16 protein-coding genes and 1 pseudogene are annotated in these 17,196 nt (G+C 63.6%); 3 read left to right on the top strand and 14 right to left on the bottom strand.

Features of this window, described 5'->3' with window-relative positions; genetic code table 11:
• Nucleotides 1–84: 84 nt before the first annotated feature.
• A complete protein-coding gene (locus CH290_RS17105) occupies nucleotides 85–699 on the top strand; it encodes a TetR/AcrR family transcriptional regulator (RefSeq protein WP_033187951.1) in 615 nt (204 codons plus the stop codon).
• On the opposite strand, the gene CH290_RS30760 is transcribed toward CH290_RS17105, so the two are convergent.
• The 3 genes and pseudogenes from CH290_RS30760 to CH290_RS17095 form a co-directional block, all read right to left on the bottom strand.
• Nucleotides 696–947 (bottom strand): DUF3253 domain-containing protein, encoded by a 252-nt coding sequence (locus CH290_RS30760; RefSeq protein ID WP_230594088.1) that lies wholly within the window; start codon nucleotides 945–947, stop codon nucleotides 696–698. The genes CH290_RS17105 and CH290_RS30760 overlap by 4 nt on opposite strands.
• Before the next feature lie 15 nt (nucleotides 948–962).
• Nucleotides 963–1,091, bottom strand: a pseudogene (locus tag CH290_RS30755) (DUF2256 domain-containing protein); the annotation flags it as partial.
• A gap of 19 nt (nucleotides 1,092–1,110) precedes the next feature.
• A complete protein-coding gene (locus CH290_RS17095) occupies nucleotides 1,111–1,725 on the bottom strand; it encodes a TetR/AcrR family transcriptional regulator (protein WP_371828051.1) in 615 nt (204 codons plus the stop codon).
• An 86-nt stretch (nucleotides 1,726–1,811) separates the two neighbouring features.
• Between CH290_RS17095 and CH290_RS17090 the strand changes: the two genes are divergently transcribed.
• A complete protein-coding gene (locus tag CH290_RS17090; protein WP_020112725.1) occupies nucleotides 1,812–3,164 on the top strand; it encodes a cytochrome P450 in 1,353 nt (450 codons plus the stop codon).
• Here CH290_RS17090 and CH290_RS17085 read toward each other — a convergent pair.
• Both CH290_RS17085 and CH290_RS17080 read right to left on the bottom strand, forming a co-directional pair.
• On the bottom strand, nucleotides 3,157–4,020 hold the full coding sequence (locus CH290_RS17085) for an alpha/beta fold hydrolase (protein ID WP_033188021.1): 864 nt from the start codon (nucleotides 4,018–4,020) through the stop codon (nucleotides 3,157–3,159). The genes CH290_RS17090 and CH290_RS17085 overlap by 8 nt on opposite strands.
• A 37-nt stretch (nucleotides 4,021–4,057) precedes the next feature.
• Nucleotides 4,058–4,354 (bottom strand): antibiotic biosynthesis monooxygenase family protein, encoded by a 297-nt coding sequence (locus tag CH290_RS17080; protein WP_033187949.1) that lies wholly within the window; start codon nucleotides 4,352–4,354, stop codon nucleotides 4,058–4,060.
• Between the two features lie 73 nt (nucleotides 4,355–4,427).
• On the opposite strand from CH290_RS17080, the gene CH290_RS17075 reads away from it, so the two are divergent.
• The gene (locus tag CH290_RS17075) at nucleotides 4,428–4,739 is read left to right on the top strand and encodes a hypothetical protein (RefSeq protein WP_033187948.1); all 312 of its coding nucleotides are present in this window, start codon (nucleotides 4,428–4,430) and stop codon (nucleotides 4,737–4,739) included.
• Between the two features lie 29 nt (nucleotides 4,740–4,768).
• Here CH290_RS17075 and CH290_RS17070 read toward each other — a convergent pair whose 3' ends face one another.
• The 9 genes from CH290_RS17070 to CH290_RS17030 all read right to left on the bottom strand — a co-directional run bounded on the left by CH290_RS17070 (nucleotide 4,769) and on the right by CH290_RS17030 (nucleotide 17,155).
• Complete coding sequence (locus CH290_RS17070; protein WP_033187947.1) at nucleotides 4,769–7,174, bottom strand: ATP-dependent Clp protease ATP-binding subunit; 2,406 nt, start codon at nucleotides 7,172–7,174, stop codon at nucleotides 4,769–4,771.
• A gap of 153 nt (nucleotides 7,175–7,327) precedes the next feature.
• Nucleotides 7,328–8,203, bottom strand: a complete 876-nt coding sequence (locus tag CH290_RS17065) for an SCO6745 family protein (protein WP_441347087.1) — start codon at nucleotides 8,201–8,203, stop codon at nucleotides 7,328–7,330.
• Between the two features lie 11 nt (nucleotides 8,204–8,214).
• Nucleotides 8,215–10,497: an ATP-binding cassette domain-containing protein gene (locus tag CH290_RS17060; RefSeq protein ID WP_033187945.1), complete on the bottom strand. Its 2,283-nt coding sequence runs from the start codon at nucleotides 10,495–10,497 to the stop codon at nucleotides 8,215–8,217.
• Nucleotides 10,498–10,622: 125 nt separating this feature from the next.
• Complete coding sequence (locus CH290_RS17055) at nucleotides 10,623–11,636, bottom strand: ferredoxin--NADP reductase (protein ID WP_033187944.1); 1,014 nt, start codon at nucleotides 11,634–11,636, stop codon at nucleotides 10,623–10,625.
• Complete coding sequence (locus tag CH290_RS17050; RefSeq protein WP_033188020.1) at nucleotides 11,633–12,325, bottom strand: TetR/AcrR family transcriptional regulator; 693 nt, start codon at nucleotides 12,323–12,325, stop codon at nucleotides 11,633–11,635. The genes CH290_RS17055 and CH290_RS17050 overlap by 4 nt, the downstream gene beginning before the upstream one ends.
• 4 nt (nucleotides 12,326–12,329) lie before the next feature.
• Nucleotides 12,330–13,790, bottom strand: coding sequence for a pyruvate, phosphate dikinase (locus CH290_RS17045; RefSeq protein WP_033187943.1), 1,461 nt, complete (start codon nucleotides 13,788–13,790; stop codon nucleotides 12,330–12,332).
• The gene (locus CH290_RS17040) at nucleotides 13,787–14,566 is read right to left on the bottom strand and encodes an SDR family oxidoreductase (RefSeq protein ID WP_019667716.1); all 780 of its coding nucleotides are present in this window, start codon (nucleotides 14,564–14,566) and stop codon (nucleotides 13,787–13,789) included. The genes CH290_RS17045 and CH290_RS17040 overlap by 4 nt, the downstream gene beginning before the upstream one ends.
• Nucleotides 14,563–15,960 carry an aldehyde dehydrogenase family protein gene (locus CH290_RS17035; RefSeq protein WP_230620840.1) on the bottom strand — a complete coding sequence of 466 codons (1,398 nt, stop codon included), beginning with the start codon at nucleotides 15,958–15,960 and terminating at the stop codon, nucleotides 14,563–14,565. The genes CH290_RS17040 and CH290_RS17035 overlap by 4 nt, the downstream gene beginning before the upstream one ends.
• Nucleotides 15,953–17,155, bottom strand: coding sequence for a cytochrome P450 (locus CH290_RS17030; protein ID WP_033187941.1), 1,203 nt, complete (start codon nucleotides 17,153–17,155; stop codon nucleotides 15,953–15,955). Before CH290_RS17030 ends, CH290_RS17035 begins: the two co-directional genes overlap by 8 nt.
• Nucleotides 17,156–17,196: the final 41 nt, after the last annotated feature.

The following is a 17,196-nucleotide window of genomic DNA, read 5'->3' as shown; positions in this document are numbered from 1 at the left end:
AAACCTACTTGGTAGTGACTACCACATTTCTGACCCGTGACGGTAGTCACTACCGAAAAGGGGGCAGCTGCTACATTGCTGAGCATGGGGTTACGTGAAGTGCACGCGGCGCAGACGCGTGAGTTGATACTCGACGCGGCATTCTCGCTGTTCCTCGATCGCGGATACGAGAAGACGACGATGGAAGAGATCGCGGCCAAGGCCGAGATCGGCACGACCACGTTGTACCGGTATTACCCAACGAAGGACTTACTGGTCGTCGGACCGTTGGAGCTCAACGGGCAGATGGCGGACGAGCTGCGTTCGCGCCCCGAGGACGAGCCACTGGAGGTGTCGTTGGGCCATGCGCTCCGTGCGCTGCTCCTCACGCCTCGGGCGGGCAGTGAGCGCTTCGTGCAGATTCAGCAGATTCTGGACGTGACGCCGTCGCTCACGACACGGCTGTTCGAGCAGTACATGCACGAGCGCGTGATGCTCGAGCAGGCGGTCGCCGACAGGCTCGGACGCCCGCACGACGACCTGTACAGCAAGGCGACTGCCCGGATGGCGACGATGGTGCTCGAGCTCGTCGGCGAAGGAAGCCCCATGCGCGAACTGGGTGACGATGCCGAAGCGCTGCCGCGGATCCTGGGAAACTTGAAATCAGTGATGCAGCAGTTGCATTCGGAACCCCCATTGCTCCCGCGGTTGGACGACTAGCGCGTCCAGCGAATCCTGATCGGGCCCTTGGCTGTCGACGGGTCCACGACCGAACCTTTCTGGGTGATCTGAACTTCCCCGGCGTCAACCAGGCGGCGTGCAGCTTTGCGCACCGGCTCCATCAGGTCTCGCCAGTCGTTCTCGGACATCGCGCGCGCTACGTCCGACGGGCAGATCGTCGAATCGCGCGAGCGGGCGTCGAGCAGCTCCCGGATCTTGTCCTCCAGCTGACGGTCCGTCGCGCTCACCCTGTGCCGCCGGCAGGAATCACTGCAGTACTTGATGTCATCCCAGTTCTTCTCCCACTTCTTGCGCCACTCGATGCGCCGCCCGCACGACGCACAGGTCTTGTCTGCGGGTGTCGACTGCTTCGGTCGACGAGTGTGGGCCACTTTCTCGACTGTAGCTTTTTCAGCGATGCGTCGTCGCGACGAACTGGCGTGTTGCGGCGTCGACGATCTGTGACGGGGTCACGTCGATTTCGTCGTTCAACCAGGCGACGACGAGTTCGGCCAGGCCTCCGATGAACAGGAGGCCGGTGATCTGCGACTCGGGCTCGGGCAATGCGTGGTCGCCGTAGAGTTCGTGGGCTTCTGCGGCGACGAGGCGGGCGAATTCACGCATCGACTCCCGGCGATGCGTGCGCAGCGACTCGACGGCCGAGGACTCGATCATCGCGACGCGGCCTTTGCGTCGATCGTCGGTGAGGACCGTGACGAACGCGGTGATGGCGTGTCGGACCTGTGCTTCGACGCTGTCCGCGGGGGAGTGGAGTGCGTCCAGGGCTGCGGTGCGGATCTCGTCGGACACCGCGTCGACGACGTTGCGCAGTAAATCGTCTCGGCTGGTGAAGCTCTCGTAGAAGTAGCGTTCGGTGAGTTTGGCCTGTGCGCAGATCGCAGTCATGGTTGCGCCGTTGGCTCCTGAGGCCGCGAACACCTCCAGCCCGGCTTCGAGTAGGCGTGCCCGACGGTCGGCGGCACGGTCGTCGGCGCTCATGCCTGCGTATCTGCGGGTTGTCGACATGAGTAGATGTTGACAGACGCGAGAAGTGTGACGCACACTACAGTTATCTGACAGGGCTCCCTGTCAGATCGAGGAAGGTCTGGCGAATGGCACGAATCCTGGCGGAACCACCGGCTCGATCCCCGTTGAAAGCAGTCTCCGGTGACGGGGGACTGCCCGTCGTCGGTCACACGCTCGAATACATTCGCGATCCCCTGACTCTGTTTCGTAGTCGATGGGACAAGTACGGCGACGTGTCGTGGCTGACGATGGCCGGGCAGCGATGGATCACCGTCCTCGGGCCGGACGCATGCCAGGAGGTCCTGCAGAACAAGGACAAGGCGTTCGTCAACAGCGACGGGTGGTCGCTGCTCATCGGCCCGTTCTTCCACGGCGGGCTCATGCTGTTGGATTCCGACGAGCACCTGCGACATCGACGAATCATGCAACAGGCGTTCACCCGTGAGAGGCTCGTCAGATCGGTCGACTCTCTCAATCCGGTGGTCGCCTCGGGGCTCGACGGGTGGCATGCCGGTGACGCCGTACAGGTCTATCCGGCACTGAAGGCGCTGACTCTCGACGTCGCGACGTCGGTGTTCATGGGGGGAGCCGAGAACAGCAGCGATGCCGAGATCGACGTCGTGAACGCAAGTTTCGTGGCCTGCGTCCAGGCTGCCACGTCGATCGTTCGATACCGCCTACCCGGGACTCGATGGAAGCGTGGGCTCGACGGACGGAAGGTGCTCGACGACTTCTTCCGGCGTTATCTGCCTGCGCGTCGCGCCCGCGAGACCGATGATCTCTTCTCCGTTCTCTGTCACATCGAATCCGATACGGGTCAGCGTTTTTCGGACGACGAAGTGGTTGACCACATGATTTTCTTGCTGATGGCGGCGCATGATACCTCGACCATCACGCTGTCGACGATGATGCAGTATCTCGGGCAGCATCCGGAGTGGCGGGAGAAGTGCCGAGCCGAATCGCTTGCGCTGGAAACGGAGTCGCCGACGCTGGATCAACTCGACGAACTGGTGAGCGTCGACCTGGTCATGAAGGAATGCCTGCGCCTCGTGTCGCCGACTCCCGTCGTGGCTCGTCGCGCTGTGAAGGACACCGAGGTGCAGGGAAAGTTCGTCCCCGCCGGAACATACGCATCCGTAGCCCCGCACTTCACTCATCACATGGCGCAGTACTGGCCGGATCCGGAGAAGTTCGATCCGGACAGGTTCTGTGCAGATCGACGCGAGGACAAGGTTCATCGCTACGCGTGGGAGCCGTTCGGCGGCGGAGTGCACAAGTGCATCGGAATGTTCTTCGCCGGAGCGGAGATCAAGACGATCATGCATCATCTGTTGCTCCGATTCGACTGGGAAGTCGACCCGAGTTACGTTGCACCACTGAACTTCACGTCGCTGCCCTTCCCGGAGGACGGGCAGCCCGTGAAGCTCCGGCTCAGGTGAGGCGGCTCGTCAGCCATCCGACGATGTCTGCGGTGACTTCGTCCCTGTTCGTTTCGTTCAGGATCTCGTGGCGGGCTCCGGGGTAGATCTTCACCGTCACATCGCTGAGCCCGGCCTCGCGGTAGCGCGCGGCCAGTTGTTCGATCAGCTGTCCGCCGCCGGCCAGCGGGTCGTCGGATCCCGACGTGATCAGCAGCGGCAGATCGGACCGGATCTCCTCGAGCTCGTGCGGATCTGCAAGCTTGTCCGCCTCGGTGAACAACGCGGGCACCGTCGCCGCGGGCAGGTCGAAGCCGCACAGCTCGTCGGCGACGTAGGCGTCGACTTCCGACTCGTCGCGCGACAACCACTCGTATCCGGTGCGGTGCTCGAAGGCGCTGTTGAACACGCTGAGATCACCGGCCGGGGCGTCGACCATGCCCGCGGCGAGCACATCGAGGGTGGTAGACCCGGACAGGACCACGCCCTCGTACAGATCGGACCGCTCGATCAGAACATGTTGGGCAGCAAACGAACCCATCGAGTGTGCAAAGAGGAACAGAGGTAGGTCCGGGTACTCGTTCAACAGTTGCTCGCCCAGTTGTTCGATGTCCGCCCACAGCGCAGGAAAGCCCGGTGCCCCCAGATCGCCCGGTGTCTGCTCGATCGACGTGCCATGGCCTCGATGATCGGATGCCACGACGTGAAACCCGGCGTCGTTCAGCGCCCCGGCGAAGCGGGCGTATCGACTGCCGTGCTCGGCAAGACCATGGGCTATCTGAACGACACCACGAGCAGGCGTGACCGCTGTGGGCCAGGTATTGGTGCTGATCTCGAGCTGATCCTGCTTCGAGGTGTACGACGCTGCAGTGGGCACTGGTTGGTCTCCTTCGGTGCTGAGGGGTGCATCCATGCTAGGCCCGAAGAACCGGCGAGAAGTGCTCGACGACCGGAAACGGATCGTAGAAATGATGCAGCAACGCCTTCCACTCCTGGTACTCCGCTGATCCGCGGAAACCCTCGGTATGGGCTTCGAGGGTCTCCCATTCGACGAGCAGAAGGTAGACCCCTGGTTGCTCCACGCCGCGCGAGAGGGAAAGTGTCACGAACCCCGGCATCGCCGAGATGATCGACTTGGCGTGCGCAAAAGCGGTCTCGAATTCCTCCGAGCGATCGGATGTGACGTGAAGTAGAGCATGTTCAAGAATCATCTGCTCATCTTTGCCGCAGTGCGTTGTACTCTGCCGGTCGGGGAGTGTCGTCGATGGCGCTGGTGGGGGATCAATGGAACAGAAGCCGTCGTTCGTGTGGCTGTGGCGGGAATCGCTCGTGGTGAGTGCTGTCGCGACCTACGGGGTGTGCGAAGGGACTGCGATTGTTGTCCTCTGGGTCTTGGCGGCAATGAATGGGGTGTTCTCGCCGGAGACTGCAGGGGCGGCTGTTGCCCTCGTCCTGGTTTGGGGAACCTGGTACTTCGTCATGGTCGGATGGATTCTGATCCTTGTTGTTTCGCTGCTGGTTGCGTGGGTGCGCTACGTCGTAGCGGTACGCAGGTATCGGCGGTGGACACTACGTGAGAAACCCTCCCGCGCCTGACTGCACGGGAGGGTTTCGACGGAGTTGCGCTACGCCACGTTCAAGGCGAGTTCGTCGTCCGCGACGTCGACGGATACGCTGCCGCCTTCGGTGAGGGCATCGTCGAGCAGCAGGTCGGCGATCTTGTCGTCGAGTGCTCGCTGGATCGATCGGCGCAACGGCCGGGCACCGAATTCGGGCTGGTGACCGTTCTTCGCCAGCCAGTCGACGGCCGAGTCGCTGAACGTGATCTCGATGCCCTTGGCCGAGAGACGTTCCCGGCTTTCGGCGAGCATCAGGTCCGTGATCCGGTGGAGCTGTTCGGTATCGAGCTTGCGGAACACCACGATTTCGTCGATGCGGTTGAGGAACTCCGGTCGCATCGATTCACGGAGGCGTCCCATGACTCGCGCACGCAAGGGCTTCTCGTCGAGGACACCGGTGTTGAATCCGGTGCCGCCGGACTTGCTGGAGATGATGTCCGAGCCGAGGTTGCTGGTCATGATCACCACGGTGTTCCTGAAGTTCACCGTGCGGCCCTGACCGTCGGTCAACCTGCCGTCGTCGAGCACCTGGAGAAGTGTGTCGAACACGTCGGGGTGGGCCTTCTCGATCTCGTCGAGCAGCACCACCGAGTACGGATTGCGCCGCACCTGCTCGGTGAGCTGGCCTGCTTCGCCGTAACCGACGTATCCGGGAGGCGCACCGACGAGTCGGCTGACGGTGTGGCGTTCACCGAACTCGCTCATGTCGAGGCGCAGCATCTTCTTCTCGTCACCGAACAAAGACGAAGCCAGGGCTTTCGCGAGCTCGGTCTTGCCGACGCCGGTCGGACCGAGGAACAGGAAGCTGCCGACGGGACGGTCCGGATCGCTCATACCGGTCCGGCTGCGCCGCACCGCACGGGCGATGGCTTCGACGGCCTCGTCCTGACCGACGACGCGCTCGTGCAGCTCGGATTCCAGACGCCGTAGACGTTCCTTCTCCTCCTGCGTCATCTGGTTTGCCGGGATTCCGGTTGCCCGCGAGACGATGTCGGCGATGTCCTCGGCGGACACCTCGGGTGCATCGTCATCGGATTTTCCGTTCAGGCGGTCCTGCAGCCGCTGTGCTTCGTCGCGAAGCTGAGATGCGCGCTCGTAGTCTTCCTTCTCGATGGCCGTCGCCTTCTCGACTTCCACTGCGGCGATCTTCTTCTCGATCGCGTCGACGTCGATGCTCGGCCTGGCGAGTTGCTTGCGGGCACCCGCCTGATCGATCAGGTCGATGGCCTTGTCCGGGAGGAAGCGGTCACCGATGTAGCGATCGGAGAGTTCGACGGCGGCACTGATTGCCTCGTCGGTGAAGGTGACACCGTGGTGCTCCTCGTACCGACTACGCAGCCCGGTGAGGATGGCCTTGGCGTCGTCCACGCTCGGCTCGGGAACCGTCACCGGCTGGAACCTGCGTTCGAGGGCGGGGTCCTTCTCGATGTTCGTGCGGTACTCGTCCAGGGTGGTGGCGCCGACGATGTGCAGTTCGCCGCGAGCGAGCTTGGGCTTGAGGATGTTTCCGGCATCCATGGCGCCCTCGGCGCCTCCGCCCGCGCCGGCGATGGTGTGCACCTCGTCGATGAACACGATGAGCTCGTCGGAGTGCGCGACGATCTCGTCGATCACCTTTGTCAAGCGCTCCTCGAAATCACCGCGGTAGCGGGTGCCCGCGACCATGGACGACAGGTCGAGTTGCACGATGCGCTTGCCCGACAACCGATCGGGAACGTCACCGTCGACGATGCGCTGAGCCAACCCTTCGACGACGGCAGTCTTGCCGACACCTGCCTCGCCGACGAGGACCGGGTTGTTCTTGGTGCGACGGGAGAGGATTTCGATGGTCTGCGCGATCTCGTCGGAACGGCCGATGACCGGGTCGATACCACCCTCGCGCGCACGCTCGGTCAGATCGACGCCGTACTTGTCGAGCGTCGGCGTCTCGGACTGCGACTGCGGTTCCACGGAACCACCCTTCAGTGCAGTCTGCAGGCCTTCGGGAGTGATGCCCTCGTCCGCAAGCAGCCGGCCGGCGATGTGCTCCGGATCGGCGGCGAAGGACAGGAACAGGTGTTCGGGATCGATGTACGTCGAACCGAGGCTTTGTGCGATGTGGTGAGCCTCGAGAATGGCGGTTTTCAAGGTGCTGCTCAGGGTGGTGGCGCTGACCGAGGTCTCGCGCGCCTGGGGGAGCCGAAGCTCCACGGCGTCCGCCACCGAGTCGGGCGTCGCACCCGCGCGCTGCATGAGGTCCTGGGTGGGGTCGTTCTTCGCCATGACGTGCAGAACGTGCAGTGCATCCAATTCTGCATCACCGCGACCGGCAGCGAACGTGGCTGCATCTCCGATGAGCGACTGGGTAGCCGTGCTCATCAAACGGCTGATGTCGATACGGCGGGGACCCTGCGGACCCAGGTATGCCGGCATTCGTTCCTCCTACTGCAAGGTTGAGCGTCTTCGGCTCAATTAACGTGCTCGCGACGATATCAATTCCCTCCGACAAGAATAAATTCCCCCGGGCAGCCCGAAGCCCCGCCGACCACGGTCGACGGGGCCTCGTGCTCGGAGACGCTCGGTCGATCAGCTCTTCTTCTTGGTGCCGGGCAGAATGCCCGCATCGATGACGGCCTTGACGTACGGGCGGACACTGGTGACCAGGGCTTCCGCGTCGGGCACGTTCTTCCAGATCGACGACGCCAGCGCATCGGTCCTGGCTTCGATGTGCGCGTCCTGTTCGACGCCTCGATCGGTGAGGGCTTCTCGCCCGTCGGTGGTCGTGAGCAGTCCTCGGGAGGCGAGACGATCCGCGGCGGCGGCCCACTCCTCGTCCGACCACTGGCGGGTGAGTTGGGTGATGCGCTTGCCGAGCACTCGTCGAGCTTTCGGGTCCGGATGCTCCGCCTCGTGGAACACGACGGCTTCCGTCGGATCGAGTTGGGCGTCGACGAGTGCGGCCAGGTGACCGTCGCCTCGCCATTCGCGGATCACGGCGATGGAATGCCACAGCGCCAGATGTGGTGCGTCCGGTCGCTGTGTCGAGTGCCATGCTGCAGACAGTGGCCGACCTGCGAAACAGGCGGTGTCGCCGATGTCGCGCAGTCGATCGGCCACACGGGGGAGATCGGGGTCGGACACCAGTTCGCCCAGTGCGTCGCCGAGGACGGTGTCGAGCATGGTCCAGCGGCGTTCGGTGATCTTCTCCAGCCCGGCGTCGACGGCGGCCGGCCACACGCGCTCGATCAGCGCGGGATTGAAGTTGTAGAACGTCGCCGCGACGACAGTCGCCGCGGTCTCACCGAGCGGTGCGGCACGCGACCCGACGTACCACGCGTGCCCGTCCAACCCGGCGTCCACGGAGACCGTCTTCAGCAGGGGATTGAAATAGGCGGTGATGTGAAACGGCTCGAACGTCGTGTAGGCGGCGCGGGCCAGGGCGGTCGATGTGTCGCTGCTCATGATCACCGAACCTACCTGCCGTCGGGTCGGCGCCTCAGGCTCTTGGCGAGATGGACACCTGTGTGCGTGTCGGTGTTCACCAGATCCGCGACCGTTCCGGTGAACACGACCTCACCTCCGCCCAGACCGCCGTCGGGTCCGAGATCGATGACCCAGTCGGCCGCTGTGACGACGTCGAGGTTGTGCTCGATGACGATCACGCTGCGGCCCTCGTCGACCATGCCGGACAACAGTGCGATGAGATTCGAGACATCCGACGGGTGCAGGCCGGTAGTGGGCTCGTCCAGGACCAGTATGGGAGACGACCCGACCAGTTCCGTCGCGAGCTTGAGGCGCTGACGTTCTCCACCGGACAACGACGAAAGATTCTGGCCCAGCGAGAGATATCCGAGGCCGACGTCGGAGCACCGGTGCAGGATGTCACGAATCTTCTTGACCTCGAAGAAGTCCTGCGCGTCCTCGACGGACATCTCGAATACGTCCGCGATACTGACATCGTCGACGGTGTGCCGGATCGCTCCCGGCCGAAAACGCCGTCCCTGGCACGTTTCACAGGTACTGGACACCGGGTCCGTGAACCCCAGATCGGTGAAGATGATGCCGCTGCCCTGACAGTCGGGGCAGGCACCGTCGGAATTGGGAGAGAACAGAGACGCCGGCTGGCCGGTCTTCTTCGCGAAGTACGCACGGATGGGGTCGAGGAGTCCGGAATACGTTGCGGGGGAGGAGCGCCGTGACCCGCGGATGGGCGATTGATCGATGATGACGGCGTCGGGTGCGACCGAACGCAGATGACCGTGGATGAGACTCGATTTCCCCGATCCCGCGACGCCGGTGACGGCTGTCAGAACGCCCAGTGGAATGTCGGCACTGACGTTTCGGAGGTTGTGGGTGTCGGCACCGGTGATGTGCAGGTAGTCGGTGGGTGTTCGTGGAGCGGAGATGGAGTGACCGTCGCGGCGGAGCGCACTACCTGTTCTGGTGTCGGCGGCCACCAATTCGTCGTAGGTTCCTTCGAACACCACGTTCCCGCCGGTTTTGCCTGCGCCTGGGCCTATTTCGACGATGCGATCGGCGATGGCCATCACTTCAGGATCGTGCTCGACGACGAGGACCGTGTTTCCCTTGTCTCGCAGCGCAAGGAGCATGTCGTTGAGGCGGTGCACGTCGCGTGGGTGCAGGCCGGTGGTCGGCTCGTCGAACACGTAGAGCATGTCGTTGAGCGTCGCGCCGAGGTGGCGCACCATCTTGATGCGCTGAGATTCGCCCCCGGACAGGGTCGACGTCGCTCGGTTCAGACTGAGATAGCCGAGCCCGAGATCGACGAGCCTGCGCAGTTGCAGCACGATCTCGTCACGGAAGGTGTTCAGTTCCCTCAGGTTCCATCCGGCAATGCGCTCGGCGAGTTCGGACACTTGCATGGCGAAGGCGTCGGGTAACGACAGTCCGTGGAGGGTCGCGCCGCGGATGGTCTCGTTGTAGCGGGTGCCGCCACATGCCTCGCACTCGCCGCGTGTGACGATCCGGTCGAACGCTGCCTTCGCTTTGCCCTTGAGTGCATCGGCATCCTTCGACAGATAGCTGCGGCGAAAGCGCGAAACGATTCCTTCGTAGCTCTTCATGAGGGCCTCGGTGTTGACCACGTCGACCTCACCGGGCTTGGCATCGAAGAAGATGTGGCGTTCACGGGCGGAGTACTGCTCGACGGGGACGTCCAGATCGAACAACCCGGAGTCGGCGAACACCCGGTACGGCCACTTGCCCGGCTCGAAGTCCGGATGCTTGAAAGGGCCTTCGCGCAACGACTTCGATTCGTCGACGAGTTCGTCCATGTCGATGATCTTCGCTTCCCCGAGTCCCTCGCATTCGGGGCACATGCCGGCCGGGTCGTTGAAGGAGAACGCGTTCGCGTAGCCGATCGACGGCGTCACCCCGCGGGACCACAGCATGCGCAGCCAGTCACCGATGTCGGTGATGGTGCCGACGGTCGACCGGGGCCCTCCGAACAGACGCTTCTGGTCGACGATGACGACGGCGGAGAGGTTGGCGATCAGATCGGCATCGGGTCGGCCGTAGGACGGAAGGAACGTCTGGGCGAATGCGGTGAAGGTCGAGTTGATCTGGCGCTGCGCTTCGGCGGCGATGGTGTCGAACACCAACGAGGATTTGCCGGAACCGGAGACTCCGGCGAACACGATGAGCCGACGTTTGGGTAAGTCGAGGTCCACGCCGTGCAGATTGTTCTCGCGTGCGCCTCGAACGAGGATGGTGTCTAGTGCTTCGGCCGTGGTCATCGCGTGTAGTTGCCTTTCGCCGGTCGAGTGAACGACCAGTCTACCGTACGCTGTACGTTAGGCGTTCCTGGTTTTCGTCGATCGACTCCCGATCCTCCCTTCGACGGATGTGCGCCGGGCTACGATCAGAATTCGACTTCCAGGTGCTCGCTCGTCGGTGTCGCCTGGCACGCGAGTATGTAACCGTCGTCGAGGTCGTTCTCGGTGAGTGCCGTGCCGTCCCCCGGCTCGACTGTCCCGGATTTCAACGTGCATGCGCAGGAACCACATTCGCCCTCTCGGCATGAGTAGGGTGCGTCGATTCCTGCGTTCAGCAGCACGTCGATGAGTGTCGACTCGGCGGGCCACGTCAACGAGTGCTGTTCGCCGTCCAGTTCGACGGAGACAGTGGATGCCCGACCGGACGGGGCGGCCGCAGGCGCCAGCGTGAACGGGTCGCCCGTCAAGGAGGCGAACCGTTCGACATGAACGTGCCCGACACCGAGATCCTGCAGCGCGGATTCGACCGCAGCCATGAACGGGCCGGGGCCACAGATGTATGCGTGCCTGTTCGTGTAGGCGGTGGCGAATTGGCGGAGGTCGTCGTCGGTGGGGATACCACGTTCGGACTCCAGCCAGTGTTCGACGACGATTCGTCCGCGATAGCGCTCTTGGAGGCCGGCAAGTTCTGCGTCGAAGATGATCGACTCTCGATCGCGGTTGGCGTAGAAGACCGCGACTCGGGAGTCCGAAGACTCCAGTGCCGACTTCAGAATGGAGATGACCGGCGTTACTCCGCTGCCCCCGGCGAACAACACGAGATCGTGGTCGAACGAGGCAGGACCGAACGTGCCGCTCGGGGGAAGCACCCGCAGAACCGAACCCGGCTTGACGTTGTCGCACAACCAGTTCGACGCGTACCCGTCGCGCGTGCGTTTGACAGTCACCTTGGGATGGATGTCCGTAACCGGTGAACTGGCGAGTGAGTAGCACCGGGCCACGAACTCGGTGCGTTCGCTCGGCACACGAAGGGTGAGGAACTGCCCGGGGGTGTACGGGATCTGCGTATCGAACACGATCGACACCGCGTCCGCCGTCTCCTGGACGACGTCGAGGATGGTGAGATCCGAGCCCAGAGTGCGGACGGCGGGATCGGTCATGTCGTGGTCCTGAACGGAAGGGACTGGTACCAGACCTCGCCCAGAATCCGGCCGAGCTCGTCGATACGTTCGCGCTTCGGTGTGCTGGCCGGGAGCCCGATGTGGACGTAGGCCAACTGCTCGGTCATGCATCCGAGCGTTTCCGCGAGCAGCTCGAAATCTCGGTTCTCGATCACGTCGGATGCGGCGAGACGTTCCAGCCACCGCTGGGTGCGGGCGACGTAATCCGATCGGAGGTTCAGCCACAACTGCTGAAAGCCTTCGTTTGCGCTGGCCGCCGCTGCCTCACGAAGCAAGCGCAGCATGTGTCGGTGACGCGAATACGTCTGCAGGTAGGTCGTGTTCACCTCGATGAGAGAGTCGAGTTCGCCGTGGGCACGGTCCGGCCGCCCGCGCGAATTGGACAGATCCGCGAGCGCCGGCCGCAACGCCGCGAGAAACACGTCGTCGAGACCGGTGAAGTGGCGATAGAAATTCCCCTGCGCGGTGTCGGCGCGGTGCGTGATGTCGGAGATGCGTGTCCGCGTGTAGCCGTACTCGGTGAAACACTCGGTCGCGGCCGCGACTATCTTGTCCCGGGTCTGCTCGCCCCGACGATTGGCCCGCTTCGGGGAGGTCGGGGTGTTCTCGACGAGGCCGGCCCGGGTGAACTCGGCGTCGATTCCGGTGGTTGCCGCATTCTCTGTCATGTCGTCACGCACTTTCGAGAGGCCGGTTGGTCACCGACGCCAGATGGTGGTCGGCCGGAAGAGGGTTGGGAAGCCACGTCAACAGTTCGGTCAACGACTCATGAGTCCGCGTGCCTGCCTGCAGGACGTTCCCCTCGTAGATCTTCCCTGACGCGCCGTCGACGGTGATGGTGCGTCCCAGCAATGCATCGACGGTGCCCGGACCGCACCCGACTACGCAGGGCAGCCCGATCTCGCGACAGACGAGCGCGGCGTGCGACGTCGAACCTCCCACCTCGGTGACCACCGCCACGGATTCGAACATTGCAGGCACGTCGTCGGGTGCAGTCGACGGTCTGACGAGGACCACGGCCGTACCGTCGGCTCCGAGACGCTGAGCTTCGTCGGTATCGGTAACGGCCACACCTGCTGCTGCGCCAGGGCCGGCGCCGTTGCCCTGTGCGACGACAGGAGCACCGGCTCCGACCTCGTCGGTCTGTTCGAGTGATCGGATGTGCTTCGCCGATACTCGCTCGACGGCTTCGCTGTGCGAGATGGTTCCGGAGTGAGCCAGGTCGACGGCCACTTGCACCGCTGCGGCTGCGGACCGCTTGCCTTTCCGACACTGCAGTACGTAGAGCGTGTCGGACTCGATGGTGAACTCGATGTCCACCAAGTCGCGGTGATCCTGCTCGAGCACCTCGGCGATCTTCTCGAGCTCGGCATAGTGGTGCGGCAAGCTCTGTTTCAGATGGCCGACCGGCGTCGGGGTGCGTTCCCCGGACACCACGTCCTCGCCCTGCGCCCGGGCCAACCATTCCCCGAAGATCGCGTTCTCGCCGGTGCTCGGATTGCGACTGAACAGCACGCCGGTTCCGGATCGTTCGTCGCGATTTCCGAAGACCATGGCCTGCACCGTGACAGCGGTTCCGGTGCCCGTGCCGAGGCCGTGACGAGCCCGGTAAGCGGCGACACGTTCGTTGTTCCACGAATCGAACACCGCACCGATTGCGTTTCGGAGTTGTCGGTAGGGATCGTCGGGGACCGGTCCGACGATGGACGTGTAGCTCTCACAGAAGCGAGTCCACGTGTTTCGTGCCCACTCGGTGTCTCCGGTGGCGTCGGCAAGTCCGTCCCGCAGTGGCTCGGTGAGACCCAGATTGAGCACCGTGTCCATCATGCCCGGCATGCTCTGCGCGGCTCCGGACCGAACCGACACGAGGAGAGGAAACGGTCCGACGCCGAACTTCCGGCCTGTCTCGTGTTCGAGGCGGGCCAGATGCTCGAGGACCTCGGACCACACGTCGTCGGGTAAAGCTCCACCGTTGTCGTGGTACTGCGCACAGAGCGGTGTGGTCAGAGCGAAAGCCGGTGGAACAGGTAGTCCCAGGGCGCGCATCTTGTTGACGCTGTAGGCTTTTCCGCCGAGCAGCTCGCGGCTGCCTGGTTCGGTGCCGTTCAGATCTACGATCGTCGGCATGCTCATGACGCGAGTCCTTTCAGTGGGTTCGACACGAGAGCGGACCTGGTCGCGAACAGGCCGCCCTCGACCGGTACATCGATGCCGTTGGTCCAGGACGCAGCAGGGGAGAGGAAGAATTCTACGACGGCGGCGATTTCGTCGGCGGTACCGTGTCGACCGACTGCAGCCTGCGACCGATCGATGGAGGCCGCACCCATACTCGCTTCGAAGTCGGCGAGGATCGGCGTCTCGGTCGGGCCTGGGCTGACCGACACGACACCGATTCCGCGGGGGATCAGGTGGCAGGCGAGCGACGACGTCCACTCCAGCACCGCACGTTTCGACGTGTCGTAGGCGGCAGGGCCGTCGAGGGGATACGCGTCGAGCCACGAGCGCAGTCCTGCACGGTCCGTCACTTCCAACAGGCGGGCGATCTCGGGTAGTCCGAGTGTGTTGCGATGTGCCGCAACGGAAGCGACGTTGACTATACGCGCGCCTCGCTGCATCGTGCCCACACACCGTGCGGTGAGCAGTCGCATGCCCAGTGTGTTGACCGCGAGTACCGTGTCGGCTGGGGCCGTTCCGGGAACACCGGCGACGTTGGCGAGCATGTCGACCTGCGATGGAAGCTCCGCTGCCTCGATAGCGTCCGGATCGGACAGGTCGCAGAGAACGGAGCGGGCGTCCGGCTCCGGACACGGATTCCTGTCCAGGGCCCAGACCTCGTGGCCGGCGGCAACTGCTCGGCGCACCAGTGCCAAACCGATGCCCGACGCTGCACCCGTTACGACCAGTGTCATGACATCACCGCCGTGACATCGGTGAACTCACTGAGCCCGAGCGCGCCGAGCTCGCGTCCGTACCCGGACTGTTTGACGCCACCGAACGGTACGGCAGGCCTGTCTCTGGTTTTCACACCGTTCACCTTGACCTGTCCCACATGGAGTTTGGTTGCCACACTCTCGGCTTCGGACGTCTCGCCCCAGACTTCCGCGGACAGCCCGAAATCGCTGTCGTTTGCCAGCTGTATTGCTTCGTCGGCATCGCGGTAGGTCTGGAGTACGACGACCGGTCCGAAGATCTCTTCGCGAACGGCTCGGGCGGTTGCCGGAAGATCGGCAATCACAGTCGGGGCCACGAAGCAGCCCGACTCGGGCTTGCCGGTGCCGACGACGAGACGTCCGCCGTCGGCCAGGGCGGACTGTGCGTAGTCGACAACACGATCCAATTGACGTTTGGATGCGAGTGGACCGTGTGTGGTGGCTGGATCGGACGGGTCACCCAGTACGTAGGTCACCTCGGCAATGCGTTCTTCGATCTCACCTGCCAGTTCTGCGGGAATCACCAGGCGCGTGGGCGCATTGCATGCCTGCCCGGAGTTGACGAGTGCGCTTCCGAGCGCACCGGACACCGCAACATCGAGGTCGGCGCCGCGCAGGAGCACCGCAGGCGACTTTCCGCCGAGCTCCAGGGTCGTCCTGGACAGTGCCCCTGCTGCGAGGGTGGCCACTGTGCGACCGGCTGCGACGCTTCCGGTGAAGGACACGTGGGTGACGCCCGGGTGGGCGGCCAAGGCGGACCCGGTGACTGCGCCTGTGCCTTGGACCACGTCGAATGCGCCTGGTGGCACTCCCGCGTCCAGGAAGATCCGTGCGATCAGTACGGCATCGAAGGGTGTGGCTTCCGACGGCTTGAGGACAACGGAGCAGCCTGCGGCCAGAGCTGCGGACACTTTCGCGACGATCTGGTGGACGGGCATGTTCCACGGTGTGATCGCAGCTACGACTCCGCTCGGGCGACGCCGAAGTCGAGCACCGGCGATGTCTTCGACCCACGGGAACGACCGGGCTGTGGCCGCGGCGGATCGTAGAACCGTTGCGGGTAACCGAGCCTGTGTCACCGTGGAGAGTCCGATGGGCATGCCCATCTCTCCGGTCACTGTGGATGCGATGGTCGTGCTGTGTTCGTCGACCAGCTGTGCGGCACGTTCGAGCACGGCGGCACGTTCGTCGACCGGCACGCGTGACCACTCGTCGAATGCTTGTGCGGCAGAACGCACTGCGTGATCCACCGATGCAGGTCCGGATTCGTGTGTCGAGCCGATGGATCGGCCGGTGAACGGGTCGACGACGTCGATCAGGTCACCCGACGTCGACGCGGCACCGTCGATCAGGGTCACCGCATGTTCAGCCATCGAATCGGGTCACTTTCACCGGCAATGTCTTGATTCCTCGAAAGAAGTTGCTTTGCAATCGGTTCACGTCACCTGTGACGTCCATGCGCAGGCCTCGTTCGACGATGCGTTGAAAGAACAGCTTGGCCTCGAGGCGCGCCAGGTTCGAGCCGAGACACGCGTGCGCGCCCCAACCGAAACCGACGTGTTCGTTGGGGAATCGGTCACCTCGAAACTCCTCGGGATTGTCGAACACCCGCTCGTCGCGATTGGCCGAACAGAACCACATGACCACCTTGTCGCCGGTTCGGATCGTCTTGCCGTGCATATCGATATCGCGAGTCGCGGTGCGACGCATCGAGAGAACGGGAGAGGTCATTCGCACCATCTCCTCGACGACGACGCGGATCTTCGCGGGGTTCTCTCGCATGTAATTCCACCAACGGGGGTTCTCGTGCAGCAGCTGAACTCCGCCGGACAACAGGTTCCTGGTGGTCTCGTTTCCCGCGACCATGAGAATCAGGTAGTAGGCGTCGAGATAACCACGCGTCAGGGGCTTTCCGTCCAGTTCGGCAGCCGTGAGGACGCTGATCAGGTCGTCGGCTGGGCACTGTCGGCGCAGCTCCTCCAAGCCCCGAAAGTAGCCGAAGACCTCATCGCGGGCTCGGACTGCTGTCTCGGGACCCTCCGAGTAGTCCGGATCCTCGCTTGCCATCTGGTTGGTCCACCTCAACAGGTTCGGGCAGTCCTCGAGCGGAGCACCCAGGAGTCGGCCGATCATCACCAGTGGAAGTTGGGAAGTGACGGTGGCGACGAGGTCGACGGTTCCTGCATCGGTGGCGGTGTCGAGCAAGGAATCGATGACGGCGGCGATGTCCTTTTCCAGTGATTTGATCTTCACCGGCCGTACGTGAGGAGTCACTATCCCGCGTAGCGGTCCGTGTTCGGGCGGATCGACGTGATGGATGCTGCGTGCGCCTTCACCCTCGGCGCGCCTGCTGGCGATCTGGGTACCGTCGGTGACGGAGAAGTCCTCGAACGACGAGGCAACGGTCTTGACGTCGTCGTATCTGGTGACCGACCAGAATCCCGGTCCGTTCGGTTCTTCGTTCCAGTGCACAGGATCTGCGTCGCGTAGATGCGCGAAGATAGTGTGGTCGGATCCGTCCGCGAAAGGACGGAGGTCCATCAGGTCGACGTCGTCGGTGATCGTCATCGTGTCCTCCCGTGTACTGCTTGGTTTGCGACTCGGGTTTC

It is taken from the genome of Rhodococcus sp. 06-156-4 (assembly GCF_002259345.1).
Classification (GTDB): Bacteria; Actinomycetota; Actinomycetes; order Mycobacteriales; family Mycobacteriaceae; genus Rhodococcoides; species Rhodococcoides fascians_E.
Note: the sequence above shows the minus strand (reverse complement) of the source record. Positions and strands in the feature narration are given on the sequence as shown.